A 24884-nucleotide genomic window follows, 5' to 3' on the forward strand; every position below is an offset into this window, starting at 1 on the left:
TTTTATGGAAGTAAAAGCAAATCCCCCTTTTCCATCCCTTTTCCCACAGGCGCGCTCGGCACATTAAGCCCGACTTTCACACGGTCCAGCGCCACGATTGTCTTGAACCAGGTCACGTTGGAATTTTCGGCAAACAATCGCCGCGCCAACGCCTGGTATTCGTTCATGCTGGCAACGGTCAACACCAGGACAAAATCCACTTCGCCGGTGACGTAGTAGCATTGCTGAACTTCGGGCACCGCGAAGTGTGCCTTCATCGCCTCCAGTGCCTCGATGCTGGTGCGCTCTGCCATCACTTCCACAATGATCGTGATCGGCCGTCCTACGGCGGTGGGGTCCACGATGGCTACGTTGCCCGTGATGACGCCCCCCGCTTCCATCCGCTTGATGCGGCGCTGAACGGCGGCCGTGGAAAGATTGACCTGCTCGGCCATGAGGCGCAGCGGCGTCGTGTTGTCGCGCTGGACGAGGTCCAGGATGGCCCGGTCGAATTTGTCCAACGATTCAAGTGCTGCGTCGTTTTTGGCCATGGTAAACCCGTGAGAAATTTTCTCGAAAACTAACAGAAAACCGCACCCCTTTATCTAGCCAAGAGAAATATTATCTTGCCAGCAGTCTGCGTACGCAGCCTTAGTCGCAACACACACAGGATATTATTGGCATGCTCGCACTGTTCCATCTTTCCCCAGTCCTGTTGGTTACAGCCATGCTCGTCGGGCTGCGCCGGCCACCCATGCACGCCGCCATTGCAGGCACTGCATTAGTCTTGGTGCTCTGGCTCGCCGGCGCTGCCGACGCGTGGCGCCTGGGCAGTATGGTGGCCGCTGCTCAAGATACGGCCGTGCTGTTTGCAAGTACGGCTTTCGTGATCGTTCCAGGTCTGGTCTTCGTGATTTTTATCGAGCGCATGGGCGTGAACCTGGCGCTTAGCCAATGGGTGCGGTCGCTGGGGCTTGGACGCGGCGATCAAGTCGTGTTTATCGTTCTTGGACTGGCACCGTTGCTCGAAGCGATGACCGGCTTCGGCGTGTCGTTGATTGCCACGGTGCCCCTGCTGCTCAGTCTCTTCGAACGTCGGGTCGCGCTACGAATAGCACTGACCGGCATGGCAATCATGCCCTGGGGAACGCTGGGCCTGGCATCGGTCATTGGTGCTTCGTTGGTTCACCTGGACGCACCTGCGCTGGCGTCGACCTCGGCACTGACCAGCGCACCGGTTTTTTTGGTCCTCAGTGCAATCGCGCTATTTCTTGCAGGCGTTCGTGACTCGCGGGAATGGAGGGCGTTGGGGGCTTTCTGGCTGCTGTTTGTGGGCGTGCTTTACAGTGCCAGTCGCTGGCTGGGCCCCGAAGTGGCCGGCGTGGCCGCGGGCCTGGTGACGGCCGCAGCGGTACTCTCTGCCGGGCTGTGGCGCCTGCACCGCAACGACAGCGAGCGCGGTGCGGTGCAATGGCCGCGTCAGGCATGGCCGTATCTGGTGCTGATTGTCTGCATTGTCGCGTTGAAGATGGTGTGGGCGATCACCTCTTGGCAGGATCACTGGGTTGTACAGGGCGCCCAGGTCACCTGGAAGCCACTCGCCTCACCCGGCCTGGCACTGGTTCTGGTGCTGATCGGGCTAGGGTTTCACACGCGCCACACCCAACGCCAGACAGCACTCGACGTCAGCATGCCTGCTGCGCTGGTGGCGCGGGCGAAGCGACCACTGTTGACCATTTTCTTCTTCCTCGCGATGTCGCAGATGATGGTGAAGGCCGGCTTCCTCGCGGGTTTGATGCAACTGCTGGCGGGCCTATCGCCCGCCGCCGCGACGTCGCTGGTTGCCCTGTTTGGCGCGCTGTCAGGCTACATGACCGGGTCGAATGTTGGCGGCAACGCGATCTTCATGCCGGCCATCGCGATGTTGCCCGAATCCTCTCGCCTGTTGCTGGCTGCCGTCCAGAACAGCTCGGCAGGGCATGCAGCGCTGGGCTCGCTGTCGGTTGTCATGCTGATCCTGGGACTTGCCAAGACCCAGGCCAAGGAAGAAGGCGAACTGGTAAGGTTTGGCTTCACGCTGGTCTGTCTCAATACCGCGTTAGTCGCGTTGGGCGCGGCGTTGCTGAGTGGATGGTTTGGATAGCAAGGTATTGGCAGATGGGCGCCCCTTTCTGCCATTGTTCGAGTCCCCTTTTTTCTCTTTCCCAAGAGTTTCTGACTTAACTATCCTACGCCCCTACCCCAAACGGATTCGCCACGATGTATCTGCGTTCAAGCGTGTTGTGCCTGTGCCTTTTCAGCAGCCTGAGCCAGGCCGCTGTTAACTGTTCGGCCCTGGCGGAAAAGATCTCCGGAACGGTGCCTGAGTTTCATCCGTCGGTGCAAGGCAAGGTCATTGGCACCGGGCGCCTGCATTTCCACGAAGCGCCGGATGAAGCCTGTGCCAATAAGAAAATTTTCGTAATTCCCGGCGACTCCCTCACCGTTTACTCCAGCCTTGAGGACGAATCATGGCTGGAAGTGAACTTCATCGCCAAGAGCGGCGACGACTACACCGGTTGGGTAAAGGCAGACCGAGTTGAGATTGGCGCACCTTACGGGGCGCCAGCGGACGATGCCCAATAATTCGAAATGGGTGTCGCCTTTTTCATTTTTGAAGCGCAGGAGAAACAATGACGGGTTCGCCAGAAGAGAACGGTCAATTCCCGGCCAGCCCACAGGGCGACCTAGACGCAGCTGACGTCACGGGTTTCGACGCCTGGGCTCGCGTCTGGGCGGAGCTTGGCGTCGGATGCGCGTCACGAGAAACGTACGAAAAACTCATTCGACACTACTGCGAGCCGCACCGCGCCTACCACAACCTCCAGCACCTGAAGGAATGCCTTCAAGCGCGCCGATGCGTCAACGCGGCCTGCCAGGCTCCCGCAGAAGTCGACCTCGCGCTGTGGTTCCATGACGTGATCTACGACCCCCTTCGCAGCGACAACGAGCTGCGCAGTGCGCAATGGTTGGACGACGTGGCACGAGATAGCGGCCTGGGCGATGAAACGCGACGCAGGCTTTACGATCTGGTGATGGTGACGCGACACGACGGCGCCCCGGCGTCGGCAGACGAAGCGGTATTGGTGGACACGGACCTGGCGATCCTTGGGGCATCGTTCGAACGGTTCGAGGAATACGATCAACAAATTCGCCGCGAGTACCAGTTTGTGCCTCTGCCTGTGTACCGCCAGAAGCGGCGCCAGGTCCTGGAGGGATTCCTGGCGCGCGGGCGGATCTATACGACCGCAGCGTACTTCGACGCATTCGAGCAGCAGGCACGCGCAAATCTTGCTCGCGCCATCGAGCGTCTCGACTGAGGACTGGATTCAAGCGGCGAAGGGATGACTTACTCCCCTGACTGCACTCGCTTCATGGCTTCGAGAAGCGGGCCCTCAAAGTACTCGCTCCCCATCTCGTTCCTGCTCTTTTCAGCGTGTTCTAGATCGATGGTGACTCAGACATCTCCACCAGCAGTTGCCCAAATGCATTGGCCGCAGGGGTCTTTCCTGTGACACTCCATATCAGTCTGAAATCAGCCTCCAGCAGCGGCGGCAGGCCATGTTGACCGTCAATCACCACCATGCCGGGCTCTAGATCTCCTAGCGGTAGAGCGGTGACGGCAAGCCCCGCCAATACCGCCGCCCGCAGTCCTTGTTGACTTGGAGAGGTAAAGGCGACCCGCCAATCCACGGTGGAACGCTCCAATGCTTCTACGGCCACCTGGCGGTGCACGCAGGGCGCTGGTGCGAACGCCAGCGGCAAAGGGCAATCGCCGGTAAAGTCGAAACTCTGCGCCGCGGCCCAGACAAACCGGGTTTCGCGCAGCACGGTACCGCCAACCTGACTGCCCGGCAATGCCATGACCACGGCCAGATCGAGCCCATCGGCCTCGACCAGCGCGCGCAGGTCGAGGTAAGTGCCGACGGTTACATCAAGACGTACGGCGGGAAATTGTCTGGCGAACCGAGTCAGTAACGGCGGCAGGCCATCGCCGATAAAATTTTCTGGCACACCGAAGCGCACGGCCCCGGATACCGATGACGCTTCGAAACGCCGGGAGAGGGCGTCTTGCGCTCTGAGGACGTGTTCGGCATGGCGCAGAAAATCTTCGCCATCTTCTGTCAGCATCAAACGTCGGGTGGTGCGCACCAGTAGCGCGGTACCGGCCTGTTCTTCCAAACGCCGGATCTGATGACTGATCGCTGACTGGCTCAAATGCAGCCGCTCTGCGGCACGAGTGAAACTACCGGTCTCCTTGATCGCGACAAAAGCACGCAACAGAGCTGGGTCGAAGTCCATTCAGTCCACTCATGATGAATATTAATGAAACTTACGAAATTAAATCATTTCTGTCATTTTTTAATTGCTTCCAGAATGCCGCCGGTCACTTGGAGTTATGTCTGGTGACGCTGGTGAGGCGACCGCACCAACGCCCCTCAGGGCGGTCTTGCCAGTGCCCATCAACTTGATCTGGAAGATCACGATGCAGTTCTCTTCTTCGCGAAAAGATGTTTTCACCATAGCCGCCGTTTGCCTGGCCGCGCTGATGTTCGGCCTGGAAATCTCGAGCGTACCGGCAATCCTGCCCGCTCTTGAATCGGTTCTGCGCAGCGATTTCAAAGATATGCAGTGGATCATGAATGCCTACACCATCGCCTGCACCACGGTGCTGATGGCCACCGGCACACTGGCGGATCGGTATGGGCGCAAGCGAGTGTTTGTCATTAGCCTGGTGCTTTTCGGCATGACCTCTCTGGCCTGTGGATGGGCTCAAAGCGCCAGCGTGTTGATCGCCAGCCGATTCCTGCAAGGTATGTCCGGTGGTGCCATGCTGATCTGTCAGGTGGCAGTGCTGTCTCACCGATTCCAGTCGGGAGCTGCGCGCGGCAAAGCGTTCAGTGCCTGGGGGATCGTCTTCGGCATTGGCTTGGGGTTCGGTCCGATTATCGGCGCAGGTATTGTGGCGTTGTCGAGTTGGGAATGGGTGTTCCTGGTGCATGCGCCCATTGCTGTGCTCGCGCTGGTGCTGGTGATCGCTGGTGTCGATGAATCACGGGATCCGCAGCGTCGCAGGCTGGATGTGTTGGGCATTATTTCGCTGTCGCTGGCAGTGTTGGGCCTTTCCTGGTTCATCACTCAGGGAGCGGGGACGGGTTTCTCCAGCGGTTCGGCCATCGCCAGCCTGGTTGTGGCAATGGTCAGCTTCATCGTCTTTGTCGTCGCGCAGCGACGCTATGCCGATCCCATGTTCGACTTCTCGGTATTGCGTATCCGTCGCTTCTCGGGTGCCTTGCTAGGGTCGGCGGGCATGAACTTCAGCTTCTGGCCATTCATGATCTACCTGCCTCTGTACTTTCAAAACAGCCTGGGCTACGCCAGTGTCGGCACCGGTCTGGCACTGCTGGCCTATACGCTGCCGACGCTGGCTATCCCCCCGTTAGGCGAACGGCTGGCGCTGCGCTATCGACCTGACGTGGTGATTCCCGCAGGCTTGTTCACCATCGGTCTGGGGTTCCTGCTGATGAAATGGGGTAGCAGTGTCACGCATGCCAGCTGGCTGACAATGCTTCCAGGCTGCCTGATCGCCGGGATCGGACTGGGGCTGACCAACACGCCTGTGACCAATACCACCACCGGATCGGTGCCCAGTGAGCGTGCGGGCATGGCATCGGGCATCGATATCAGCGCTCGTATGATCAGTCTTGCAATCAATATCGCGCTGATGGGATTCATCCTGGTGGAAGGCATTCTGTCTTCCCTGCGCAACCAGTTATCTGGCTCGCCCGATGAGGTGCAACTGAGGTTGCTGGCGGAGAGTATTTCAGCTGGCAACTCTGCCGTGTTGGCGCAGGCTGGCCAGGGGACTACGATCCCGATCGATGTCGCCAACGCAGCTTTGGCCCATGGGTTTGGCTGGGTGATGCTGTATGGCGGTATTGCCGCGTGGGTGCTGGTGGCGGCGAGTTGCCTGGTCTTTCGTTCGGGCAAAGCCGTTCATACTCAGCAGTGACTGTAATCCTACACCAGGACAATACGTTTCAGCTTGGCGTTCAGTGCGGCGAACGCCGCTTCGGTACTGGCCTTGTGGTTGGTGATGAGCACGTCGATGCGTTCTGGCGGGCAGAAAGCGACGCGGCTCTCCACGCCAATCTTGCTGTAATCGGCGAGGATGACTACGCCTTCGGCATTGTCGGCCATGGCGCGCGCCACTTCGGCTTCGCGGTGGTCGTAGTTGCTGGCACCGCGCTGGGCGTCGATGCCGACCGGCGACAACAGCGCCAGGTCGGCCCGATAGCGGGCAATTTCCGCCACCGTGGTGCTGCCGACCGTCGCCGGCGCACGATCGTCGAGTGAACCGCCCAGTACGAGCACCTCGTTGTGCCGACCGCCCGACGCGGCGGGGTTGCGCAGTTGCAGTGCCACGTTGAACGAGTTGGTGATCACGGTCAGCCCTCCCAGCTTGGCCAACTCTTCGGCAAGGATGACGGTGGTGGTGCCCGCGTCGATGAACACTGTCTGCCCATGTGACAGCAGACTGACCGCGGCGCGCGCGAGGTCACGCTTGAACTTGACGTTGCTTTGCGCCCGCTCGGCGATGGGCGCTTCGTCCTCAACGCGGATGGCGCCGCCGTGTATCCGCTTCAACTCACCCTGTTCTTCCAGAGCGACCAGGTCGCGCCGCACTGTCTCGCGAGAAACATTCAGGTCCGTGACGATGCGGTCGGTGGTGACGCGCTGCAAGGTCGATAGCAGTGCGCGGATCCGCTGGTAACGCTCTTCTTGCCACATACCGTGTGTCCCTGCTGTTCGAGCACGCATTGTGGAGGGGCGTCAGTCGCTGTCAAGTTTGGCGCGGCCCCAGGATCAATGCGTTGACACGGTCTGCGCGGCATGCTTGTGTAATATTGAGGCAATATTGTTTTTTTGTGTATTTGGAGCTAGCCTCGTGGCCGGACGGTCTCTTCCCCTCGTCCGTATTTCGAAACACGCTTTCGCCATCGCCTCGGTTGCAACCTCTCGTCTAGAAGTAGGAGCTATGCCATGCAGCGTCGCCAGTTTCTGAACACCCTCGCCACCGTTTCCGTCGTCTCTCCACTGTTGTTGTCATCCCGCATAACGCAAGCCGCCACGCCTGCGGCCACACCGAGTGCACTGGACCCAGCGCGCTGGTCGCCGCTTAACCAAAAGCGTCTGCAAGCAGTGATCGATCAGCACGGCGTCAAAAGCGCGTCCTACCGTCCTGACCAGCGCCCATACGCGGTGTTCGACTGGGACAACACCTGCATCATGAACGACTGTGAAGAAGCGCTGCTGGTCTACCAGATCAATCATTTGCAGTACAAGCTGACGCCTGATGAGTTCGCTGCTGTGGTGCGTCAGGACGTGCCGAACGGCGCGTTCATGAAGGACTACACCACGGTGGACGGCAAGCCGGTCAAGATGGAAGACATCGCCAGCGATGTGGAAGCGAATTACCGCTGGTTGCACGCCAACTACAAGGGACTCGCTGGCAACAAGAGCCTGGAAGAGATCCAGACCAGCGAGCAGCACAAGGATTTTCGCGCCAAGCTCTACTTCATGTACGACGCGCTCTGCGAAAGTTACCCGGTGGAGATCGGCTACAAGTGGATTCTGTATTTCTACAAGAACATGACCACGGCTGAGTTGCAGGCGATGGCCGAGGCTTCCAACAACTACGCCATCGGCGACGCGCTGCGCAAGGTCAAGTACGAGAGTTCACGCACATTACCGGGCAAGGCCGGGGTGGTGGCCGCTACCCACTTCCATGGCATTCGTATCCATGAGGAGATTCGTGGCCTGATGCACACGCTGCGCGCCAACGGCATCGACGTCTATATCAGCACCGCCTCGATCGACGATGTGGTACGCGTGTTCGCGGGCAATCCTCATTACGGATACGGCGTGCCGCCTGAGAACGTGATCGGCCTGCGCATGGCGATGGAAGACGGCAAGTACACCACTCGTTATCAGCCAGGCTGGCATTTCAATTACGGTCCGGGCAAGACCGTCGGCATCAAGAACGTGCTGGTTAAACAGAAAGGCTATGGCCCGGTGTTGGTGGCTGGCGACAGCGATGGCGATGCCTGGATGCTGCGCGACTTCAACGATACGGCGGTGGGGGTGATCGTCAACCGCATGAAGAAGGGCGAGATCGGCGCCGACAGCCAACAGGCCGCGACCCAACTGGGCAAGCCGGACGCCCGCTTCGTCCTGCAGGGGCGCGACGAGCACACCGGCCTGATGATTCCAGACGAGAAATCGCTCAAATACGGTAAAGACGAGCTTAAGCTGCTGGCTTGATGGCACTGGCTCGCGGGTGGCCGGCGGCCATCCGCGAGCAGCAGTGCAACTCGCCTTGTATCTGCGGGAATGATGATTCTGCGTCGAAAAATCGCTACCACTGCCGGCCCGAGGGAGTCTGTAAGTAGGACACTACCTTGGGGCTGGCACACTCGTCCCGTCTCGCACCTGCATCAGCGCAAACCCCAGCAGATTCAAGCCTTTCCACAGATTCGGATTGTTCGCATCCGCGTTGTCCTGTGCGAGCCCTATACCCCAGATGTTATCAACCGGGCTGGCTTCGACAATAACGCTCGAACCGGTTTGTAGAAGGTATTCGTTCAACTGCGGATTCTGAGAGAACTTGGCCTGGTTCGCTCGAACGACGATGTCGTATCGGTGTTGCAGCCAAACCTTATCATTGAAGCCGCGCACGTTGCGGCCAAGTGCTTTGGCGGCATTAGGAGTAGGAGCGTGGAGCACCTGCGCACGAATGTCCTGATCGTCGAACAAGGCCGCTTTTTCGGCCATCATGAAGTGTTCGGCTGTCGGGTAATGCTGCCCCTCGACAATGAACCCGGCCTCGAACCATTGGCTGAAGCACGAAGCCGTAACGGCAATTTTGCTGCGCTGGTGCCCCCAGAAAAACGTAAATTTCAGATGTTCTCCAGAGTTGAAACGGGCGCACAGTTCTTTCACATGTTCAGGGTCGTTCAATGAGATGTCCTTGCTGACTGAAGATCGAAGTTACAGCTACTGTGCTGACCAAGGCCGCTTCGTGTCTATAGCGCCCACTTGCATCGCTCATAGCTTACGAAATGGTGGCGACGGCTTGGGAAGTAGAGGTAAACAGCCTCCAGGGGACAAGACCGGAATTCATCCACCCAATCAGCCTTCAAATCAACCGATCCACAACCCTCGCATTCCACAATTCCCGATACCGCTCCCGCCACCCCGGACTTCCCTTATCCAACCACTCCAACGTCGCCTCAATACTCTCAGGGCTGATCATGAAGTGATTGATATGCTCCTCGATCCGCTCTTGCGATAAATGCAGCGAATCCAGATAGCCATTGAAAGTATCCGCCAACACCACGTACTCATCGCCCTGCTGACGGCGCCCAGTCCAGGCAGGCAAGCCCGCCACCATCGCCGCCACGTCCTGGCGCCCTTCCCGCAGGTCCAGCAGCAAGATGCTCGCGCCGCCGTCGCGACCGATCGGCAGTAATCCCGTTGCGGGGAAGCCGGGCTGGGCCCGCAGTTGCTCCAGTTCGAAGGGGTTGGATTCATACGCTTTGTCCGGGTCCAGCCCGTACAGTGAAAAACTAAGCAGTTCCTCGTCGCCATTGGCCAGGGTCGCCAGCACATCGTATTCCACGTAGGCGCCGTTGCAGGTCTTGAGGAATTGGCGATAGTCGTCCGGCAAGCGAGCCCCCAGGCTGCTTTCCAGTTGCGCGATGGCACGCTCGGTGGCGCCTTCACGGGTGTCTTCGAGGATGAGTCCGCGGTAGTCAGTCATTGATGTCTCGAAAAGGTATGGGGTCCTGGAGGTTTTGAAACACGCCGCGCCGCACAATCAGTCCGACACGTCGATAACAAGTGCTCCGCTCACGCGCTGGCCAGATGTCTCTCGATCAGCCTCGCCGCCTCATCTGCGTGAGTAAAGCCCAGGCTGTGATCGGCGCCAGGGAAAACGTGCAGTTCAGCGCGGGGCAACAGTTGGGCAAGGTACTGGCCGACGCGAACGGGGCTGATCGGATCAGCGTCGCCCCAGAGCAGCAGGACCGGCATGCGCAGCTCGACCAGGCGGGACGTGAGGTCGGTGCGGTCGTCGAGAAACCAACTCGGCAGTGTCGAGTTGGCCGCCGCAAAATCCGGGCGCCAGTCCTGCGCGCCCAGCGCCGACATGTCCACCCCGCCCGAGGTGACGGTCAGCACAAGGTGGGTGATCAGCTCAGGGCGTTCAAGTGCTGCGAGCACAGCGACGATACCGCCCATGGATTGCGCCACCAGCGCTGTGGGTCGGTCGATCTCGGCCAGCACACGCGCCACCAGGTCGCTCATGCCGGTCACGCCGGGAACGGGTGGCGTGTCTCCAAAACCGGGCCAGCCGATGTGTACTTGCTGTGCCGGGTGGGCCAAGCGCTCGGCGACCGGATGCCAGAACTGGGTGTTGCCTGAGGCGCCGGGCAAGAAGATGAGTTTGGCGGGGGATGCGGTCACGGGTTCGTCCTTGAAGATGGGATTGAAAGAGTCAGCAGGAGGCCGCCAGGTTCGATGACCGGCTCCAGCCTCACACCACACTCGCCCGATGCAGGCTGCTCATATGCCCAACACCCGCCGCCTTCAAACGACTCACCAGATCCTCCCGCGCCGCTCGCCCTCCCGAACGCACGTACTCCAGCTCCGCCGCCGTAATCAAGACCACCGGCACCAATCTGACCGGAGACAAGGGCATGTCATCCAGTTGGGTAGGAAAATCCGGTGTCGGCGCGCCGAGCAGAACGCCGGTGGAGTCGTCATCGGTCACGAAGAGTTTGGGCAGTTGATCGCTCATGTGATGCGATTGGCTGAGCCCGGGCAGTTCAAGGGATAGCGTCCCGTACTGGTCGAGTTGGTGGGTGATGCCGCCAGCGTCGGCCACCGTTTTGGCGACGTGCTCCAGCAGCTCGAAGGCCCAGCTGCCTTTGAAAGGATCGACCTCCCCCACGGGGCCATAGGCGTGCTCGGGGATATCCGCGGTTTCGACGAACAATTCCATCTCGAAGCCGTTGCCCATGCCTTCCGCATCATCGAATGGATCGGACAGGCCTTCAGTGGCGAGAATGATCGTGTCGCCACGGCGAACCACACGGTAGGCCTGGCGGGTCGAAGGCCAGTACGGGCCGCCGGAAAAGGTCGGGCTGATCAGATAGGCCAGGACATCCCGCTCGACCGTGCCGACAGCGCTCCAATGACGATCCAGGCACGCTGCGCCGGCTTCCCGGACGGCCAGATTGGCGGCTTCAGCCTCGGTCAGGTCGCCAAGCTCGTGGGATTGCGGCGCAGGCTGGTCGTCTTGGGTTTCAGGGGGTTTCGATGAACCGAAGAGCTTCTTGAAGAAATTCATGGGCGTTCCTTGCTGGTTTTTCGCTGAGCCTCACCTGTGTCAGCTCTCGCTGATCCGATGGCAGGCGTTGGGCGCATTGTGGCGTGTTGGCGTTGATATGAAAACGCGGGCAGGCACTTGCGGGCAGTTTCGACGAAAGGCGTGACAATCAGGCTATACACCGTCAGGTAACGCTGGTGGTCCTGTTCTCCGGTGCCGAAACGCAAGTGCTCGGGCTGCAAGCGGGTGACATAGAGCGTGCCGAACATCCAGTCCCACAGCGACAGGTTGACGCCGAAATTGCGGTTGAAATGACGCGGTGCATCGCTGTGGTGGATCTGGTGCTGGGCCGGACTGTTCAGCACATGTTCCAGCACCGGGCCAAAGGACAGCCAGACATGGGTGTGACGCAAGTTGGCCGCCAGGCTATTGAAGATGAACACCAGGTACGTCACGCCGAACAACGTGTAGCGGCTGATCTCACCACCACAGGCGTACCAGAAACCACCCGCGAAAAGGCCCAGGCAGGCAGTAGCGCCAAGCTTCTCGACGATCTTCTCCACAAAATGCACCCGACTGGCCGTAGCCGGCACCAGCACGGGCGCCGAGTGATGAACCTTGTGAAACGCCCAGAGCCAGCGCGAATGAAACGCCCGGTGCGCCCAGTAGTGGACGAAATCCTTCACCAGGAACACCCCTAGCCCATAGAGCAAGGCGAGCGAAAGATTCTCCCCCAGACGCGGACGCGCGCCCCAGAGGTTGCTGAAAAAAGCCAGGTAATCCCCGGAGCGCAGGATGTACGGATCGACCAGATGAACAATGGGCAACACCAAGGCAATCTTGAGAATCGCCCGGACGAAGTAGTAGCGATAGTCCAGCAGTGCCGAGCGATGCAGATGCACCTGGCTGCCGCCTATGAATTGCCAGAACGAACGAGCGTCAGTCAGGCCGCGGTGTTTTCTGTAGCGGAACAAGCCATAGGCGACGCTGTAGGAAGCGCAGAGAAACAGGATCCCGAGGCGGCCGTTCAGGTTGAAAATGCCGAGGAACTGCTGGGTGACGGGTGCGATTACCCATGCGCTCAGGTGTTGATAGACAAGGGAAAACGCATCCACGAAAGGCCGGTCTCTGTCGAAGGAACGGCATTGTAAATCAGTCGCGTTGGGCTGGGCTTGGGTTTTCAGGCATTTCTGGGGGTGGCCGCTCAAAAAAATCTAGAGGCGGCCCGATCTAACACGACGCATATGGATGAGTGCGGTTCTCCGATTATCTGGAGAAACTCGCTCTTCTATAGCAAAGGGCAAAAAGCCCAGCTTTGGATAAAGCAGCAAGCCTGCCGTGTTTTCATTGAAACACGATACCTGCACCTCAGTGGCGTCATAGCGGTCGAACGCCAGGGCCGTCATCGTTTCCACGAGAAAACTGGCAACGCCTTTACCTCGAGCCTCTTGGGCAACGATGACATTACCGATACAGCAAACCCCGCCCGTTTCAGCCCGATAGAAGTTAGCAAAACCAACGACACGGTTCCCAGCCTCGATGACCGTCGAATCGAATCGTTGAGCGATAGCCTCAGACAGCTGAGCCTCAGTCAGAGGGTATTGGGCTTTCGGGAACATATAGAACAGTTCCCGAGCGTCCTGCGCAAAGCTACAGAGGGTCTTGATGTCATCAGCCATCACTGGCCTGCTTTGCAATTGCATTGGGCGTCCTTGAGATCTATGCACTTGGTGCGCGAAAAGTGATCAAGCTCGCTGGCCGTGGCTCAGGATCATCGAGAAATGATGCAAATCTCCATAGTCCTGTGGCGAGGGAGCAAGCTCCCTCGCCACGGAGTGTGTATCTATTCAAACCATGTTGTAACTTGCTGCCGCCTTCGCGAGCAAGCTCGCTCCCACAGGAGATTGGCGGTGGGTACCCGTTCTGTGAAGCGCAGCCTGAACGCGTTAAAAGCTGCTGCGAGCTAAGAGAAATCCGCAAACTGACTCAAATGAAGACTTTCTTGACGCACTGAATGTCCTGCAAATCCCTGCTCCAGGATTGAAACACCTACCGACTCAGCCTTGACTCATCGCCCCCGAAAAACTCGCCTCCACCGGCCCGATAAGAAAGACCGCGCCCACGCCATCCCATTGAACCGTCACACTTCCACCATCACATTCAACCTCGACGGTGCTGTCCAACAAACCACGACGAATCCCATTAACAACCGCGCCACACGAGCAAGAACCTGAACCCAGAGCAATACCCGCACCGCGTTCCCAGATGCGCAACCGAATATGCGTGCGATCAATTATCTGGACGAAATGAACGTTGGTCTTGAGCGGAAATAACGCGTTGGTTTCAATAGCCGGGGCAATCGTCGCGATATCAACGGTTGCCAGATCATCGACAAAATAGGTGCAGTGCGGATTTCCCATGCTGCACGCGGCTGGACTGCCGGCCAGTGGCAAGGCGGCGGTGTCCAATGCGTGCGCCAAAGGAATGTCCGACCAGCCAAAAAGCGGCATTCCCATATCGACGGAAATGTCGCCCGTCGGAGTACGTTTGCACGTCAGCAGACCGCGGTTAGTGCGCAACGCAACCGAAGCAACATTTGCTTCGCGCATCAGCATATCCGCCGCCCCCCGCGTCGCGCTGCCGCAAACATCCAGCGCGGAGCCATCCGCGTTCCAGAACATCACGCGCGCATCGGCATCGTCGCAATCGAGCAACACCGCGAGTTGGTTGAAGCCCACACCCCAGTTCCGATCCCCCATTCGCTGGGCCATGGCGCTCGTCACCGGGTTGGCCGAATGTCGCGAATCGACAATAACGAAGTCATCGCCATTGGCATGCATCTTTTGAAAGTTCAGCTGCATGCAAACGCCCTGCTGGAGATGGAAATGGAATTACCGTCGGGGTCTTTGGCGTTGGAAAAAGAATAACCATCCGCCCTGTGCGTAGCACCAAACCTCAGGCCTTGGGCCAGGCACTTGGCCTTGAAACCCTCAACGTCCTGAAGATCAAAGACAAGCTTCACGGTGACTTGCCCTGTTTTAACGGCCTTCCCTGCCGGGTGAACCATCAGGATCGCGCCACCGTTTGCAGGGCTCAATTCGGTGACGCGGTCATCGACTTTTCTTTCACTGGTAAAACTGAAATGACGCTCATAAAAATCGCAGGTCGCTTGAACGTCCCGGACATACAACATGATTCGATTGAGTGACGGTTGCATGTGTTCTTCCTTGATCATTATTGGTGTTGCGCCTGCTCATATGCCTTAGTCATCACCCCCCAGGTCTTCGCGTCGGCAGGAATCAGATGCTCGATACGCAATGAGCTCATCGTGATGTCGAGCGGCATGCCGAAGGTGGTGAACGTTGACATGAACTTCAGCTCCCCATGGGGAGACTCGACTCGCGTCAGCAACAGCGGAGGCAGCTCGTTAACCAGCGCTGCAGAGCTGTATGGGGCCGGCAGGCTCTTCAGAATCTCAGCCAACGCGGGATTACTCAAGGCTTCCCGAGAGGCCCGTTGCCAGGCCACTAATCTTATTTCCTCGGCGTTACTCAAATGATCGCCCAAGCCACCGGGTTGCAGCAGTGTCACCAAGAGGTTGAGCCCATCGGCTGCATCCCTGGCAAGACCCACCAGATCGAACAGAACACCCGCGCTGGTGTTGGCTGCCAGGATGTCCCATTGGGCACCCAGAACAATCGCCGGAGCGGGGTTATTGGCGTGAAGTACATGATTAATGGCATCACGTACCACTTCCATTGACGAAGACGTGAGCGGCGTCGTTTCGTAGCGAGGGGCATAGCCACTGGCGATGAAGATGTCGTTGCATCGCTCCAAAGGTACATCCAGGGCAGTCAATAAGTTATGCAGAGTGCCGGGGCTTGGCTTGGCGCGCCCCGTCTCGATGCAACTAAGATGACGCTGAGAGATCCCCGTGATCAGTGCACAGTCCAACTGACTCAGTCCGGCCTGTTGGCGCAAGTGACGCAGTTGCGCACCGGCTGAGGTTGGTGGCGTTGTTCGAGAAAAAGGTCGACTGGTCATCCGTTGACTCTGGCATTGCGGGGGAGCGGCGTCGATGACCTCTGAGGTCATTGAAACCATGACGGTCAAATCACTAGCCTACCTCCACTGATCAATGAACTTGTCCAAGGAGGCAACGTGAAGAAACCTTACATCGCACTTGTCACGCTGTTGTTTTTTTCCGTGTACACGGCGAGTACTTTGTTTCTCGCCGAGCAATCGCTCCTGGCGTTCGGCCTCGGGCTCATGTCCCGCCCAGACACCGCGCAGGTAGTCATTGATCTCTATTTGCTCGCTTGCATGGCGTGCATCTGGATGTACCGGGACACCCGTGCGAAAGGTAGGTCGCTCACATCGCTGCTGCCTTACCTCGTGATCACGGCCATCTTCGTATCAATCGGTCCACTGTTGTACATCGTCGTTAACGGATTTGGACGTCAATCGCCGGTGACAGGTACTCATGATTACCCACCTCCTTAAGCAACGCACCGCAGAGGACGATTACAGCTCAAGGCCAATCAACGAGCACCGCTTTCGGATCTCCCTGACGCATCTGGGCCAGTTCAGCATCCCCCTAGCTGAGCACCAGAAAAGATGCACTGGCTCGAACCACGCGCTCCTCTCCAGCGCTGATATAGGTATTGGCAAACACCAATCGACTACCGGTTTTTTGAATATCTACGGCAGCCTCCAACCAATCGCCGATCTTAGCGGAGCCAGCGAAATCAGTAGTCATCGTGGTCGTCACGAGCTTAAGGGGCGGATCTTTCGAGAACGCAGCGCTGTAGCCCAGCGCGATATCAGCCAGCGCCATGAACAATCCTCCGTGAGCGAGTCCACGCGCATTGGTGTGTTTCTCTTCCACCCGAATCCCAACGGTAAAACCTTCGGAGTTTTCCCGATAATAAAAGGGACCGAGTAAGTCAAGAAAAGGGCTGCTACGAAATAACGGCCTGAAACCCTGTGGAATATCCATTTCACATTCCTTTACCCGTTAACCCGACAGATAGATCCTGGCGACGACCGTGGTGAATTGTCGTTCACAGGCGACTTGACCCATTTGACTCTGCTCAATTCGATTCCAACGCGGCCTTTTTCTCAAGCCAATTCCCACGCGTCATTTCCCAGATTTCCTTAAGCAACTTCCCACAGACAAACTCCCCCTGCTGCGTCGCAATCAGGCGCATGCCTTCATGCTCCGAAACTTTGCGCGAAGCCTCGTTGCCCACCGCCTTGGGCACCTGCATGACGGGGCGCCCCAGGGTTTCAAACCAATAGATGTTGATCGCCTCGCACGCTTCGCGCATGTAGCCTTTCCCCTGCCACTGCGGCGACAACCAGAAACCCCGGTTGTTGCCAGGCTGGTCGTAGAGGCTGATGCTGCCGATGCTCTGTGTCGGCTCTTCGGCAATACGGATCATCCAGTGCCACTCGCGTCCGGCTGCAATAGCCGGGAGTGCATGATCGCGCACGTACGTCAGCGCGCCGTCATCCGGGTAAGGCCAGGGCACGCGGCTGTCCAGGTAACGGACCACTTCCCAATGGGGAAATAGCTGTTGGATCGCCGGTGCATCCGTCAGCTCAAGGGGTGTGAGGATGAGGCGGTGGGTTTGGAACGTGGGGATGGGGTTCATGATGAAACTCCTTTTTCAACGTTATGGCGTCCTTGGAAAACCCTCCACGCTAAAAGTTATCCGTCGCCCTGCACAGTTTGCTGTCCTTCAAGAATGAACGGGGAAGTTGCGTCGTTGCCGTGGGCAGTTGCTTGAGCCTCACCCCACACTCATAACGCCCCGCAGCGTCCAGTTGGTAATCCTCCCCTGCCTTAGGGACAAAACTGAACATGTTGTAGCATTGAGCACCGATGTAATGAAAAGCAATGGGCTGCCCGGCAGGCACCAGCAACTCAGTCATCACCGTGGAGGATGAGTGTTTGTCGTCATCTGGCATGCCCAGGCTTTCGCCGTTGCGATTGGCGTAGCCATCGCGGTACGCCACCATGACGCCCGCGCCCGGCAGGCGGAAGTCCACGCAATCGGACTTGGGTACGGCCCTGACCATGCCATCGCTGATCACCCGCAAGCGCGCGGTCTCGCCACCGTCAGGCGTTGAGTAAGGGGTGGAGAAAGAACGGACATCCGACAGCGCTCCGCAGCCGGTGAGCAGGGTCAGTAAAGTGAAGTTCCAGGCATGTCGCAGGACGCGGGACGTCGTGCGCGGGTTAATGTCAGTTTGGGCGTTGAGGGGGCGTGGCGATTGGCTCACGATGATGCTCCATGCGGGTCAGATATCCAGGGCCAACGACGGTCGAGAGGAACGCGATGTCAGCGCGAGATTTTATAGAGGGTTCGGGGATTGACTGCAATGGCCGATGTATCGGGGCGCGTGTCATCCTGAACTTCCGTGAATCGACAACCAACCCCGCCCCTTGATCAGCAGATGATTGCCCTACCCCTTATCCGGCTCTTTGGCTATCTTTCTGCGGCCGTTCGACGTCACCACGTTGTATTCACTGGCACCGGCCTCTTCAACTGAATATGCGACCGGAGAGCCCTCGTGCAAAACGTAATGAGCTGAAGTGTTACTAACGGAAAGAGGGACAGTTTCGATATGAGCCGTCACCTTTGCTGAGGCCGCGGTCAAGAAAGCACTCGGCTCCATCGCAAACCGCAGAAGCTGCAGACGGATAGCACCATCAACTTTTCTAAGCTCCTTGAGTGCCTTCGGATCCCATTCGACATCGTAATCAACGCCCATTGACGATATCAGCCTCAGCCTCGCCAATAAGCTCGTCAAAAGACACCCGAACAGGTGTTTCGTTGGCCTCGATGCGTGCCTTGACCACTTGCGCCAATTCCAGTTCTTCCAAGCGATCAACCATCGCCTCGTAGACACTAGCCGGGACCATGTAGCCCATGACCCGGTTATGGTTCAACACCGCCACCGGCGCGCCGTTGGCGCCGTTAAGGACGGATGATGGGTTTTTTTTGAGTTCGGATACGCTGACGGCCACATCAGCCAAAACGATTTGCATGGAGGCGGCTCCCGCTTAAATAGGTCGTTATTTGGTCTTTATTGACTGATCGAGCAAGCACAGCCATCGCACACCTGAGACCTACCTGCCGCCCCCTAGCTCAACAGAGCACATCCATCAATTTGACCGCAACGCCGCAACTCTTGCGCCTCACCCCGTCACACCACCCTGCGGCACCTTCCCAGCAAAACTATCCACCAGACTCGCCACCACCATCTCCCCCATTCGCGTGCGGGTCTGCAACGTCGCGCTCGCGCGGTGGGGTTGCAGCACCACCTGTTCATTGCCAAACAATGCCTCAGGCACATGCGGCTCATCGACAAACACATCCAGCGCCGCACCGGCGATTTCACCAGCGGTCAGCGCCGCGACCAGGTCGGCCTCGTTGACCAGTTTGCCCCGGGCCACATTGATCAGATACCCGCCCTGGCCCAAGGCGCGCAGCACCTCGGCATCGATGATGGCTTCAGCCTTGTCCGCGGCGGCCGCGAGGATCAGCGCGTCGCTGTCGCGGGCCAGTTGCTTGAGGTCGGCGACGAAGGTGTGGTTCACGTCGCTCATGGGTTGCAGGTCGGTGTAGCTGATCGGGCAACCGAACGCGGCGGCGCGGATTGCCACGGCGCGACCGACCCGGCCCATGCCGACGATGCCGATGCGCATGCCGGACACCTGCCGGGCCAATGGCAGCGGGGCCAGTGGCGTCGGGCTCTGGGGCCATTGGCCGGAGCGCACGTAACGGTCACCGGTGCACAGCCCGCGACACACGGCAATCAATAGGCCAATCGCGAGGTCGGCGACATCTTCGGTCAGCGCGCCGATGGTGGCCGTCACGCGGATTCCGCGATCCCTGGCGTAGGCCAGGTCCACGGCATCGGTGCCTACGCCGTTGACTGCCACCACTTCCAGCTTGGGCAGCTGGGCCATGAGCGCCTGGCTGATGCCGGTATGCCCTCCAGTGATCACACCGCGAATATTGGCACCGTGTTCTTGCAGATAGGCTTGTTTGTCGGCCTGCTCGAAATAGCGCCGCACCGTGAACAGCTCGTTGAGCCGGGCGTTGATTTCAGGGATCAGGATCGGGCTGAGTTGCAAGACTTCTGGCTTCATGTAGACCTCGTAACAGAATTAAAAAGACTGGCTCAACCACGACCGGCAAACGGCATGGCCGTGGCCATGACGGTCATGTTCAGGACGTTGGCCGATAACGGCAGGCCGGCGATGTAGCGCACCGCGTCGGCGACGTGCTTGACGTCCACCATCGGCTCCACCGCGATGCTGCCGTTGGCCTGGCGTACGCCCTTGGTCATGCGCACGGACATCTCGGTGAGGGCGTTGCCGATGTCGATCTGGCTGCAGGCGATGTTGTATTCACGTCCGTCCAGGGCCAGGGATTTGGTCAGCCCCAGCACCGCGTGTTTGCTGGCGGTGTAGGCGCTGCTGAACGGTCGTGGGGTGTGGGCCGAGATCGAACCGTTGTTGATGATCCGTCCACCCTGGGGCCGCTGCCGGCGCATCAGGCCGAAGGCGCCACAGGCGCAAAGGAAAACGCCGTTGAGATTAGTGTCGATCACGTTTCGCCACTGCTCGAACGTCAGCTCATCCAGTGGCACGGCGGGCGCGTTGACTCCGGCGTTGTTGAACACGACGTCCAGGCGCCCGTAGACCTCGGCGATGGTTGCAAACAACCCATCGACACTGACCGGATCGCGTACATCAGTGGGCACCGCCAAAGCTTCGCGACCCTGGCTGGCCGCCAACTCGGCCAATGCCTGCAAGGGCTCTGGCCGGCGACCGGCCAACACCAACGTGTAGCCGTCTTCCATCAGGCCCAAGGCCACCGCACGGCCAATCCCGCTGCCAGCGCCAGTCACCAAAGCCACTTTCAATGTGTTGGACATGTGGGTTCTCCTTTCTCGAAATCAGTAAGACAAACGCGGACCGACGCGCATTTCCAATTCGCCAACGCCATCGATGCCAGCCGTGATGACATCACCCGGCTGCAACACATCGACGCCTGCCGGACTGCCGGTCATGATCAGATCGCCGGCCCGCAGCGCCACCGATTGGGAGATGCGGGCGATCACTTCACTGACCGACCAGATATGGCTGTCGAGGCTGTCGCGCTGGCGCTCCTGGCCGTTCACGTTCAACCACAACTCGCCATCGGGGTGCCCCGCCCGCGAGACCGGCACGATGGCGGTCATTGGCGCGGCGCCGTCGAACACCTTGGCGCCCTCCCATGGCAAACCGTTGCGCTTGGCCATGCGCTGGACATCACGCCGGGTTAGATCCAGACCCGCCGCGTAGCCCCACACATAAGCCAACGCCTGGCTCTCAGGGATGTTGGCGCCGCCCTCACCGATGGCCACGACCAATTCGATTTCGTGGGCGAACTCCTCGGTCACCGATGGAAACGTCACCTCACCGGCCGCTTCCACCACGCAGTTGGCAGGCTTCATGAAAAACACCGGTGGCACTCGGGATTCACCCTGGGTATCGGGCCAGGGATAGTTGCGACCCACGCAAAAGACCCGGCCGACGGGAAAACGCTGCGGGGTGCCGACAACCGGCAAGGTCACTGGCAGGTCCGGGGTAAAGACATACTCGGGCATGTTCATCCTGGTAAAAGTCCTGTTGGAAGCGTCAGCGTACGGCGGCAATCCCTGGCGAAGTTGGAGGAATGCCGCCTCGTGTTGGAGAAAAACGGTTTTTTCCGAGTTCAGCGCACCTTGAGTTCAATGCGATACAAACGGCCAAGCAGCAACGAATAGGACAAGGTGCCGATCAGCGCCACGCCGCCGATGAACCAGAAGGCCAAGGCGAATGAACCGGTCTTGTGGACGATTGCGCCAATCACGATGGGGGTGACAATCCCGCCGATGTTGGCCGCCAGGCTGGTGATCCCGCCGGTCAGTCCGATCAGCTCCTTTGGCGCCACTTCCGATACCGCCGCCCACGAGGACGAAGCGATGCCCTGGGCGAAAAAGGCAATCGTCAGCACGGCGATGCAGATCACGTTCGAATCGGTGAAATTCACCAGGACGATGGACATGCCCAGCATCGACCCGACCACCAACGGCAACTTGCGGGCGAAGGACAGCGAGTAGCCGCGACGGATCAGCAGGTCGGACACGATCCCGGCGAGCAGGATGCCCACCGTCGCACCCACGAACGGCAGCACGGCGAAGATCCCGGCCTTGATCATGGTCAGTTGACGCTCTTCGATCAGGTACGTGGGGAACCAGGTGAGAAAGAAGTACAGCGCCGACGTGCTGGCGAACTTGCCGATGCAAATCGCCCAGACCTGCCGATAGCTGAACAGCTCGGCGATCTGCCGCCAGTTGAAGCGGGTGCGCTCCTGACTGCTCTTGACCAGCCCTCCCCCGGCTTCGATGTACTTGAGTTCTTCCTTGCTGACTTTCTTGCAGTTCATCGGGTCGCGATACAAGAACAGCCAGGCCACACCGAAGACGATGCCGAGTGCGCCGGTGCTGTAGAACACATGGCGCCAGTCATAGGTGGTGGCCAGCCAAAGCAGCGCTCCGGTAAACAGCGCCGTGCCCAAGTACTGGCCGCAGACATAAATGCTACTGGCCAGGCCCCGCTCCCGCGCCGGGAACCACACCGTGACCGCCCGGCTGTTGGCCGGAAACGCCGGCGCTTCCATCGCGCCGACGGCCAGGCGCAGACCGAACAGTGAAGCGAAGCCCGTGGCCAAGCCCTGGCACACGGTGACAGTCGACCAACTGATCAGCGATACCCCGTAGGTGAACCGGGAACCGAAGCGATCGGCGATGAAGCCGGCCGGCACCAGCGCGATCGCGTAAGTCCAGGCAAACGCGGAAAAAATCAGGCCCATCTCGATCTTGTCCAGGCCCAGGTCCTTGGCGAGGAACGGCGCGGCAATCGAGATATTCACCCGGTCGATGTAGTTGATGATCGTCGCGATCAACAGCAACGACAGCATGAACCAACGCCGCCGCGACGGCAGACGCTCTGGCACTGCGGCGTCCCGGGCGCCGGCAACCACCGGTGCGGCGGCGGTCTGGGAGGTATGGGAATTCGACATGAGTGGACCTCGTTATTGTTAGAAGCGTCGAAATGTTTACGAGCAGCCGAAATCAATGCCCTCGATGCCGGGGCAGAACAATCGCTACTGGAATGAGAGGTACGAACAGCCGGTGTCAGGTGTTCGAAGACGCCTTGCAACAGGATCTGTTGCAGGAGCGGTCGGGAGGGTCAGCGTGAAGCAGGAACAGGTTCATGACGTGCGCACCTTTTGATTGTTTTTGGATGGAGGGTCGGGTTGCGTGGCTCAACAGTGGTCGTACAACAACTCAAAATCAACTGAACTGTTAGATCATTTTTCCCGTTTAAAACCGCGTCCAAGGAACCTGTCCAAAAAAATCAGATTGGTGAATTTTTTCAGAATCTTTATAAGATCAACTTAACTATTTGTTTTTAAAACACAAATTAACAAACTAGAACTTATCGTTTTTTGGACAAGCGCCCTCCATTGTCGAGAGGCAGAAAATTCACGCCAACAGCTTTGTCATCGTATGACTTCTTGAAAATCATCCAGATGCACCGTCACAATCGTCATCACCGTCATGCACCGCAAAGGATTCCCAGGAGATGTCATCACCGAGCCGAGTCCCCACCTACGTCATGCAGCAACGCAGCGAATTGACGGATTTCTACATCCGCGACAAAAAGGGCCGGCGCGCCGAAACCAGCCCGCACCGCCACGAATACTTCCAGATCCAGATCAACCTTGGCGGCGACACCGTGCAACACATTGGCAACGTCGAACGTCCGTTTCCGCGCAACACCCTGGCCTTCATCCTGCCCCACCGCGTGCACGTGATTCCGCACCCGGCCGAGAGCAACTTCATGGTGATCAATTTTTCCCAGACGTTCCTGCTGCCGCATCTGCAGTGCGATCCGATGGACCTGGAAGAGGTCTCGATTCTGCTGGCGCCGGAACTGTCGCCGTTCCGTTTCCAGGAACACCTGGACTTCATTCTGGGGGATGAGGATTTCGCCGAAGCCTGCGCGCTGATCGAGCAGATGCGTGGCCTGGACCAGAACCGTCAGTTCGGCACCCGCGAGATGCTCAAGGGCTTGTTGCTGCAACTGATCGGCAGCGTTTGCGCCTTGTACGCCGAGCCGCTCAAGCGCTTGGCCGAAGAGAACGCCGCCGAAGTCAGCCGACGCGATGCGCTGGGCCGGATGTCCGAGTACCTGCGCAAGAACATCGCCGACCCTGACCTCAACCTGATCAAAGTGGCCGCGGCGACTTACTTGTCGCCGACGTACCTGACCCACTGGCTGCGCAAGGAAATCGGCAAGACCTTCACCGAACTGGTGCTCGAACGCCGGATGCATGCGGCGCGAAATTACTTGCTCAATGGAACACGGCCAGTGGGCGAAGTGGCGAGGTTATGCGGGTTTGCCGACGAGGCATATTTTTCCAGGCGTTTTCGCCAGATACATGGACAGCCGCCGGGGCAGTTCAGGCGCCAGCAGTTGAATCCGGACAGTCCGCAGTTGCCGTTGAACAATGGCTAGGTACTTCCGACGCGATGAGCCGGCATCGTCAGGTTATCTATACTGGCTTCCCGGATGAAAATCAGAGCGTGAACAATGGCCCTCACCCCCAAGCAAAACCCTCCCGTCATTCTGGTCCCCACTCAACAAAGCGACTCGGAGGATCTGGCCGGCATTCGAATCGAGGCCATGCGCGAAAGCCTTGAGCGTGTGGGGCGATTTGATCCGGTGCGGGCGCGCGAGCGGTTTCTTGGTGGTTTCCAACCCTGCCATACACGCCACATCGAGGTGTCGGGAAAGAGGGTCGGGTTCGTTGTGGTCAAGCCTTTCAGCCATGAACTCTTGCTTGACCACTTGTATATAAGGCCCTGCGCGCAAGGATCAGGAATAGGCGCTGCTGTTCTCGATCATATTTTCAACGAAGCGGATGCGGCCGCGCTCCCGCTCAGGGTCGGCGCCCTTAAGGAAAGCGCGTCGAATCGCTTTTACATCCGCCATGGCTTCCAATTCGTCGAAAGCAGCGAGTTCGACAACTATTATGTTCGGCAGAGCGGCACGACGGGCCCGGCTAGCTAGCCAATCGACACAGTCACCGCAGAATCAACACCGCGGCCACCGCAATCACGGCCACAACACCAAAGACCATCCGCGCGATCCAGGGCGCGGTGAGCCAGACGCCGGTCACCCCGGCAATCTGCCCCACGTTCTTTTCGGTCAGGCGGAAACTCGGCTCCCGGAAAGGATTGCCGCAATGTGGGCAGGCGTAGGCCTTGTCGGAAATTCGGGAAGCGCATTCAGGGCAATCGATCAGACTCATTGTGCGACCTCAGGGAGAGACGAACTTGGGGTACTGACAAAGACCACGCA

Annotated in this window: 30 protein-coding genes; 8 read left to right on the forward strand and 22 right to left on the reverse strand. The window is 58.8% G+C overall.

The features are described from left to right. Positions 1–2 precede the first annotated feature (2 nt). On the reverse strand, positions 3–530 hold the full coding sequence (locus tag AD662_RS19925) for an Lrp/AsnC family transcriptional regulator (RefSeq protein ID WP_053189589.1): 528 nt from the start codon (positions 528–530) through the stop codon (positions 3–5). Positions 531–661: 131 nt separating this feature from the next. On the opposite strand from AD662_RS19925, the gene AD662_RS19930 reads away from it, so the two are divergent. The 3 genes from AD662_RS19930 (at position 662) to AD662_RS19940 (ending at position 3338) form a co-directional block, all read left to right on the forward strand. Then, entirely contained in the window at positions 662–2122 is a 1461-nt protein-coding gene (locus AD662_RS19930) for an L-lactate permease (protein WP_053189590.1), read from the forward strand. Between the two features lie 116 nt (positions 2123–2238). Further along, positions 2239–2604: a hypothetical protein gene (locus AD662_RS19935; protein WP_053189591.1), complete on the forward strand. Its 366-nt coding sequence runs from the start codon at positions 2239–2241 to the stop codon at positions 2602–2604. Between the two features lie 47 nt (positions 2605–2651). After that, entirely contained in the window at positions 2652–3338 is a 687-nt protein-coding gene (locus tag AD662_RS19940) for an HD domain-containing protein (protein WP_053189592.1), read from the forward strand. 121 nt (positions 3339–3459) lie between these two features. Here AD662_RS19940 and AD662_RS19945 read toward each other — a convergent pair whose 3' ends face one another. Then, the gene (locus AD662_RS19945) at positions 3460–4320 is read right to left on the reverse strand and encodes a LysR family transcriptional regulator (RefSeq protein ID WP_018613697.1); all 861 of its coding nucleotides are present in this window, start codon (positions 4318–4320) and stop codon (positions 3460–3462) included. Positions 4321–4504: 184 nt separating this feature from the next. Between AD662_RS19945 and AD662_RS19950 the strand changes: the two genes are divergently transcribed. After that, positions 4505–6031 carry an MFS transporter gene (locus tag AD662_RS19950; RefSeq protein ID WP_053189593.1) on the forward strand — a complete coding sequence of 509 codons (1527 nt, stop codon included), beginning with the start codon at positions 4505–4507 and terminating at the stop codon, positions 6029–6031. A gap of 8 nt (positions 6032–6039) precedes the next feature. On the opposite strand, the gene AD662_RS19955 is transcribed toward AD662_RS19950, so the two are convergent. Continuing rightward, positions 6040–6810 carry a DeoR/GlpR family DNA-binding transcription regulator gene (locus tag AD662_RS19955; protein WP_018613693.1) on the reverse strand — a complete coding sequence of 257 codons (771 nt, stop codon included), beginning with the start codon at positions 6808–6810 and terminating at the stop codon, positions 6040–6042. A 252-nt stretch (positions 6811–7062) separates the two neighbouring features. On the opposite strand from AD662_RS19955, the gene AD662_RS19960 reads away from it, so the two are divergent. Then, the gene (locus AD662_RS19960; RefSeq protein WP_053189594.1) at positions 7063–8343 is read left to right on the forward strand and encodes an HAD family hydrolase; all 1281 of its coding nucleotides are present in this window, start codon (positions 7063–7065) and stop codon (positions 8341–8343) included. 132 nt (positions 8344–8475) lie between these two features. Here AD662_RS19960 and ybiA read toward each other — a convergent pair whose 3' ends face one another. The 9 genes from ybiA to AD662_RS20005 form a co-directional block, all read right to left on the reverse strand. Continuing rightward, positions 8476–9039, reverse strand: a complete 564-nt coding sequence (gene ybiA, locus AD662_RS19965; RefSeq protein ID WP_053189595.1) for a riboflavin biosynthesis intermediates N-glycosidase — start codon at positions 9037–9039, stop codon at positions 8476–8478. A 178-nt stretch (positions 9040–9217) separates the two neighbouring features. Beyond that, positions 9218–9841 carry an SMI1/KNR4 family protein gene (locus AD662_RS19970; protein ID WP_053189596.1) on the reverse strand — a complete coding sequence of 208 codons (624 nt, stop codon included), beginning with the start codon at positions 9839–9841 and terminating at the stop codon, positions 9218–9220. Between the two features lie 89 nt (positions 9842–9930). Continuing rightward, positions 9931–10545 carry an alpha/beta fold hydrolase gene (locus AD662_RS19975; RefSeq protein WP_053189597.1) on the reverse strand — a complete coding sequence of 205 codons (615 nt, stop codon included), beginning with the start codon at positions 10543–10545 and terminating at the stop codon, positions 9931–9933. Positions 10546–10615: 70 nt separating this feature from the next. Continuing rightward, complete coding sequence (locus AD662_RS19980; RefSeq protein WP_053189598.1) at positions 10616–11431, reverse strand: suppressor of fused domain protein; 816 nt, start codon at positions 11429–11431, stop codon at positions 10616–10618. Then, entirely contained in the window at positions 11428–12525 is a 1098-nt protein-coding gene (locus tag AD662_RS19985; RefSeq protein WP_053189599.1) for a sterol desaturase family protein, read from the reverse strand. Before AD662_RS19985 ends, AD662_RS19980 begins: the two co-directional genes overlap by 4 nt. A 99-nt stretch (positions 12526–12624) precedes the next feature. Continuing rightward, positions 12625–13113, reverse strand: a complete 489-nt coding sequence (locus tag AD662_RS19990; RefSeq protein WP_053189600.1) for a GNAT family N-acetyltransferase — start codon at positions 13111–13113, stop codon at positions 12625–12627. 354 nt (positions 13114–13467) lie between these two features. After that, on the reverse strand, positions 13468–14271 hold the full coding sequence (dapF, locus tag AD662_RS19995; protein WP_053189601.1) for a diaminopimelate epimerase: 804 nt from the start codon (positions 14269–14271) through the stop codon (positions 13468–13470). Next, on the reverse strand, positions 14262–14627 hold the full coding sequence (locus AD662_RS20000; protein WP_018613677.1) for a VOC family protein: 366 nt from the start codon (positions 14625–14627) through the stop codon (positions 14262–14264). The genes dapF and AD662_RS20000 overlap by 10 nt, the downstream gene beginning before the upstream one ends. A gap of 17 nt (positions 14628–14644) precedes the next feature. Then, complete coding sequence (locus tag AD662_RS20005) at positions 14645–15454, reverse strand: helix-turn-helix domain-containing protein (protein ID WP_053189642.1); 810 nt, start codon at positions 15452–15454, stop codon at positions 14645–14647. Positions 15455–15571: 117 nt separating this feature from the next. Here AD662_RS20005 and AD662_RS20010 point away from each other — a divergent pair, with 117 nt between their 5' ends. Next, positions 15572–15913, forward strand: coding sequence for a hypothetical protein (locus AD662_RS20010; protein WP_053180837.1), 342 nt, complete (start codon positions 15572–15574; stop codon positions 15911–15913). A 94-nt stretch (positions 15914–16007) separates the two neighbouring features. Here AD662_RS20010 and AD662_RS20015 read toward each other — a convergent pair whose 3' ends face one another. From AD662_RS20015 to AD662_RS20055, 9 genes are all read right to left on the reverse strand, one after another. Next, positions 16008–16409, reverse strand: a complete 402-nt coding sequence (locus AD662_RS20015) for a PaaI family thioesterase (protein ID WP_053180840.1) — start codon at positions 16407–16409, stop codon at positions 16008–16010. Positions 16410–16503: 94 nt separating this feature from the next. Continuing rightward, entirely contained in the window at positions 16504–17067 is a 564-nt protein-coding gene (locus AD662_RS20020; protein ID WP_053180843.1) for a GNAT family N-acetyltransferase, read from the reverse strand. Between the two features lie 49 nt (positions 17068–17116). Next, the gene (locus AD662_RS20025; protein ID WP_139212998.1) at positions 17117–17698 is read right to left on the reverse strand and encodes a hypothetical protein; all 582 of its coding nucleotides are present in this window, start codon (positions 17696–17698) and stop codon (positions 17117–17119) included. Between the two features lie 183 nt (positions 17699–17881). Then, entirely contained in the window at positions 17882–18190 is a 309-nt protein-coding gene (locus AD662_RS20030; protein ID WP_235862363.1) for a type II toxin-antitoxin system RelE family toxin, read from the reverse strand. Beyond that, positions 18180–18467, reverse strand: coding sequence for a type II toxin-antitoxin system Phd/YefM family antitoxin (locus AD662_RS20035; RefSeq protein WP_053189602.1), 288 nt, complete (start codon positions 18465–18467; stop codon positions 18180–18182). The genes AD662_RS20030 and AD662_RS20035 overlap by 11 nt, the downstream gene beginning before the upstream one ends. A 150-nt stretch (positions 18468–18617) precedes the next feature. Beyond that, complete coding sequence (locus AD662_RS20040; protein ID WP_053189603.1) at positions 18618–19574, reverse strand: 2-hydroxyacid dehydrogenase; 957 nt, start codon at positions 19572–19574, stop codon at positions 18618–18620. Positions 19575–19606: 32 nt separating this feature from the next. Then, positions 19607–20365 carry an SDR family oxidoreductase gene (locus tag AD662_RS20045; protein ID WP_053189604.1) on the reverse strand — a complete coding sequence of 253 codons (759 nt, stop codon included), beginning with the start codon at positions 20363–20365 and terminating at the stop codon, positions 19607–19609. A gap of 21 nt (positions 20366–20386) precedes the next feature. Next, a complete protein-coding gene (locus tag AD662_RS20050; protein ID WP_053189605.1) occupies positions 20387–21085 on the reverse strand; it encodes a fumarylacetoacetate hydrolase family protein in 699 nt (232 codons plus the stop codon). A gap of 101 nt (positions 21086–21186) precedes the next feature. Next, a complete protein-coding gene (locus AD662_RS20055) occupies positions 21187–22536 on the reverse strand; it encodes an MFS transporter (RefSeq protein WP_053189606.1) in 1350 nt (449 codons plus the stop codon). 566 nt (positions 22537–23102) lie between these two features. On the opposite strand from AD662_RS20055, the gene AD662_RS20060 reads away from it, so the two are divergent. Together AD662_RS20060 and AD662_RS20065 are read left to right on the forward strand one after the other, a co-directional pair. Continuing rightward, a complete protein-coding gene (locus AD662_RS20060; RefSeq protein ID WP_053189607.1) occupies positions 23103–24038 on the forward strand; it encodes a helix-turn-helix transcriptional regulator in 936 nt (311 codons plus the stop codon). A 75-nt stretch (positions 24039–24113) separates the two neighbouring features. Then, the gene (locus AD662_RS20065; protein ID WP_053189608.1) at positions 24114–24593 is read left to right on the forward strand and encodes a GNAT family N-acetyltransferase; all 480 of its coding nucleotides are present in this window, start codon (positions 24114–24116) and stop codon (positions 24591–24593) included. Between the two features lie 13 nt (positions 24594–24606). Here the strand turns inward: AD662_RS20065 and AD662_RS20070 are convergent, their stop codons facing one another. Next, positions 24607–24834, reverse strand: coding sequence for an integrase (locus AD662_RS20070; protein WP_003204158.1), 228 nt, complete (start codon positions 24832–24834; stop codon positions 24607–24609). Positions 24835–24884: the final 50 nt, after the last annotated feature.

This window comes from Pseudomonas kilonensis (genome assembly GCF_001269885.1).
GTDB lineage: Bacteria > Pseudomonadota > Gammaproteobacteria > Pseudomonadales > Pseudomonadaceae > Aquipseudomonas > Aquipseudomonas kilonensis.

What these genes read in the sequence shown, in the direction of transcription:
- AD662_RS20035 (WP_053189602.1), bottom strand. Translation starts at nt 18,467, where the DNA reads ATGCAAATCGTTTTGGCTGATGTGGCCGTCAGCGTATCCGAACTCAAA.
- dapF (WP_053189601.1), bottom strand. Translation starts at nt 14,271, where the DNA reads ATGCAGCTGAACTTTCAAAAGATGCATGCCAATGGCGATGACTTCGTT.
- AD662_RS20060 (WP_053189607.1), top strand. Translation starts at nt 23,103, where the DNA reads ATGTCATCACCGAGCCGAGTCCCCACCTACGTCATGCAGCAACGCAGC.
- AD662_RS20070 (WP_003204158.1), bottom strand. Translation starts at nt 24,834, where the DNA reads ATGAGTCTGATCGATTGCCCTGAATGCGCTTCCCGAATTTCCGACAAG.
- AD662_RS20030 (WP_235862363.1), bottom strand. Translation starts at nt 18,190, where the DNA reads ATGGGCGTTGATTACGATGTCGAATGGGATCCGAAGGCACTCAAGGAG.
- AD662_RS19990 (WP_053189600.1), bottom strand. Translation starts at nt 13,113, where the DNA reads ATGCAATTGCAAAGCAGGCCAGTGATGGCTGATGACATCAAGACCCTC.
- AD662_RS19970 (WP_053189596.1), bottom strand. Translation starts at nt 9,841, where the DNA reads ATGACTGACTACCGCGGACTCATCCTCGAAGACACCCGTGAAGGCGCC.
- AD662_RS20055 (WP_053189606.1), bottom strand. Translation starts at nt 22,536, where the DNA reads ATGTCGAATTCCCATACCTCCCAGACCGCCGCCGCACCGGTGGTTGCC.
- AD662_RS20040 (WP_053189603.1), bottom strand. Translation starts at nt 19,574, where the DNA reads ATGAAGCCAGAAGTCTTGCAACTCAGCCCGATCCTGATCCCTGAAATC.
- AD662_RS19940 (WP_053189592.1), top strand. Translation starts at nt 2,652, where the DNA reads ATGACGGGTTCGCCAGAAGAGAACGGTCAATTCCCGGCCAGCCCACAG.
- AD662_RS20065 (WP_053189608.1), top strand. Translation starts at nt 24,114, where the DNA reads ATGGCCCTCACCCCCAAGCAAAACCCTCCCGTCATTCTGGTCCCCACT.
- AD662_RS20050 (WP_053189605.1), bottom strand. Translation starts at nt 21,085, where the DNA reads ATGAACATGCCCGAGTATGTCTTTACCCCGGACCTGCCAGTGACCTTG.
- AD662_RS19930 (WP_053189590.1), top strand. Translation starts at nt 662, where the DNA reads ATGCTCGCACTGTTCCATCTTTCCCCAGTCCTGTTGGTTACAGCCATG.
- AD662_RS19935 (WP_053189591.1), top strand. Translation starts at nt 2,239, where the DNA reads ATGTATCTGCGTTCAAGCGTGTTGTGCCTGTGCCTTTTCAGCAGCCTG.
- AD662_RS20015 (WP_053180840.1), bottom strand. Translation starts at nt 16,409, where the DNA reads ATGGATATTCCACAGGGTTTCAGGCCGTTATTTCGTAGCAGCCCTTTT.
- AD662_RS20000 (WP_018613677.1), bottom strand. Translation starts at nt 14,627, where the DNA reads ATGCAACCGTCACTCAATCGAATCATGTTGTATGTCCGGGACGTTCAA.
- AD662_RS19960 (WP_053189594.1), top strand. Translation starts at nt 7,063, where the DNA reads ATGCAGCGTCGCCAGTTTCTGAACACCCTCGCCACCGTTTCCGTCGTC.
- AD662_RS20045 (WP_053189604.1), bottom strand. Translation starts at nt 20,365, where the DNA reads ATGTCCAACACATTGAAAGTGGCTTTGGTGACTGGCGCTGGCAGCGGG.
- AD662_RS20020 (WP_053180843.1), bottom strand. Translation starts at nt 17,067, where the DNA reads ATGAACCCCATCCCCACGTTCCAAACCCACCGCCTCATCCTCACACCC.
- AD662_RS19945 (WP_018613697.1), bottom strand. Translation starts at nt 4,320, where the DNA reads ATGGACTTCGACCCAGCTCTGTTGCGTGCTTTTGTCGCGATCAAGGAG.
- AD662_RS19925 (WP_053189589.1), bottom strand. Translation starts at nt 530, where the DNA reads ATGGCCAAAAACGACGCAGCACTTGAATCGTTGGACAAATTCGACCGG.
- AD662_RS19950 (WP_053189593.1), top strand. Translation starts at nt 4,505, where the DNA reads ATGCAGTTCTCTTCTTCGCGAAAAGATGTTTTCACCATAGCCGCCGTT.
- AD662_RS19980 (WP_053189598.1), bottom strand. Translation starts at nt 11,431, where the DNA reads ATGAATTTCTTCAAGAAGCTCTTCGGTTCATCGAAACCCCCTGAAACC.
- AD662_RS19955 (WP_018613693.1), bottom strand. Translation starts at nt 6,810, where the DNA reads ATGTGGCAAGAAGAGCGTTACCAGCGGATCCGCGCACTGCTATCGACC.
- AD662_RS20005 (WP_053189642.1), bottom strand. Translation starts at nt 15,454, where the DNA reads ATGACCAGTCGACCTTTTTCTCGAACAACGCCACCAACCTCAGCCGGT.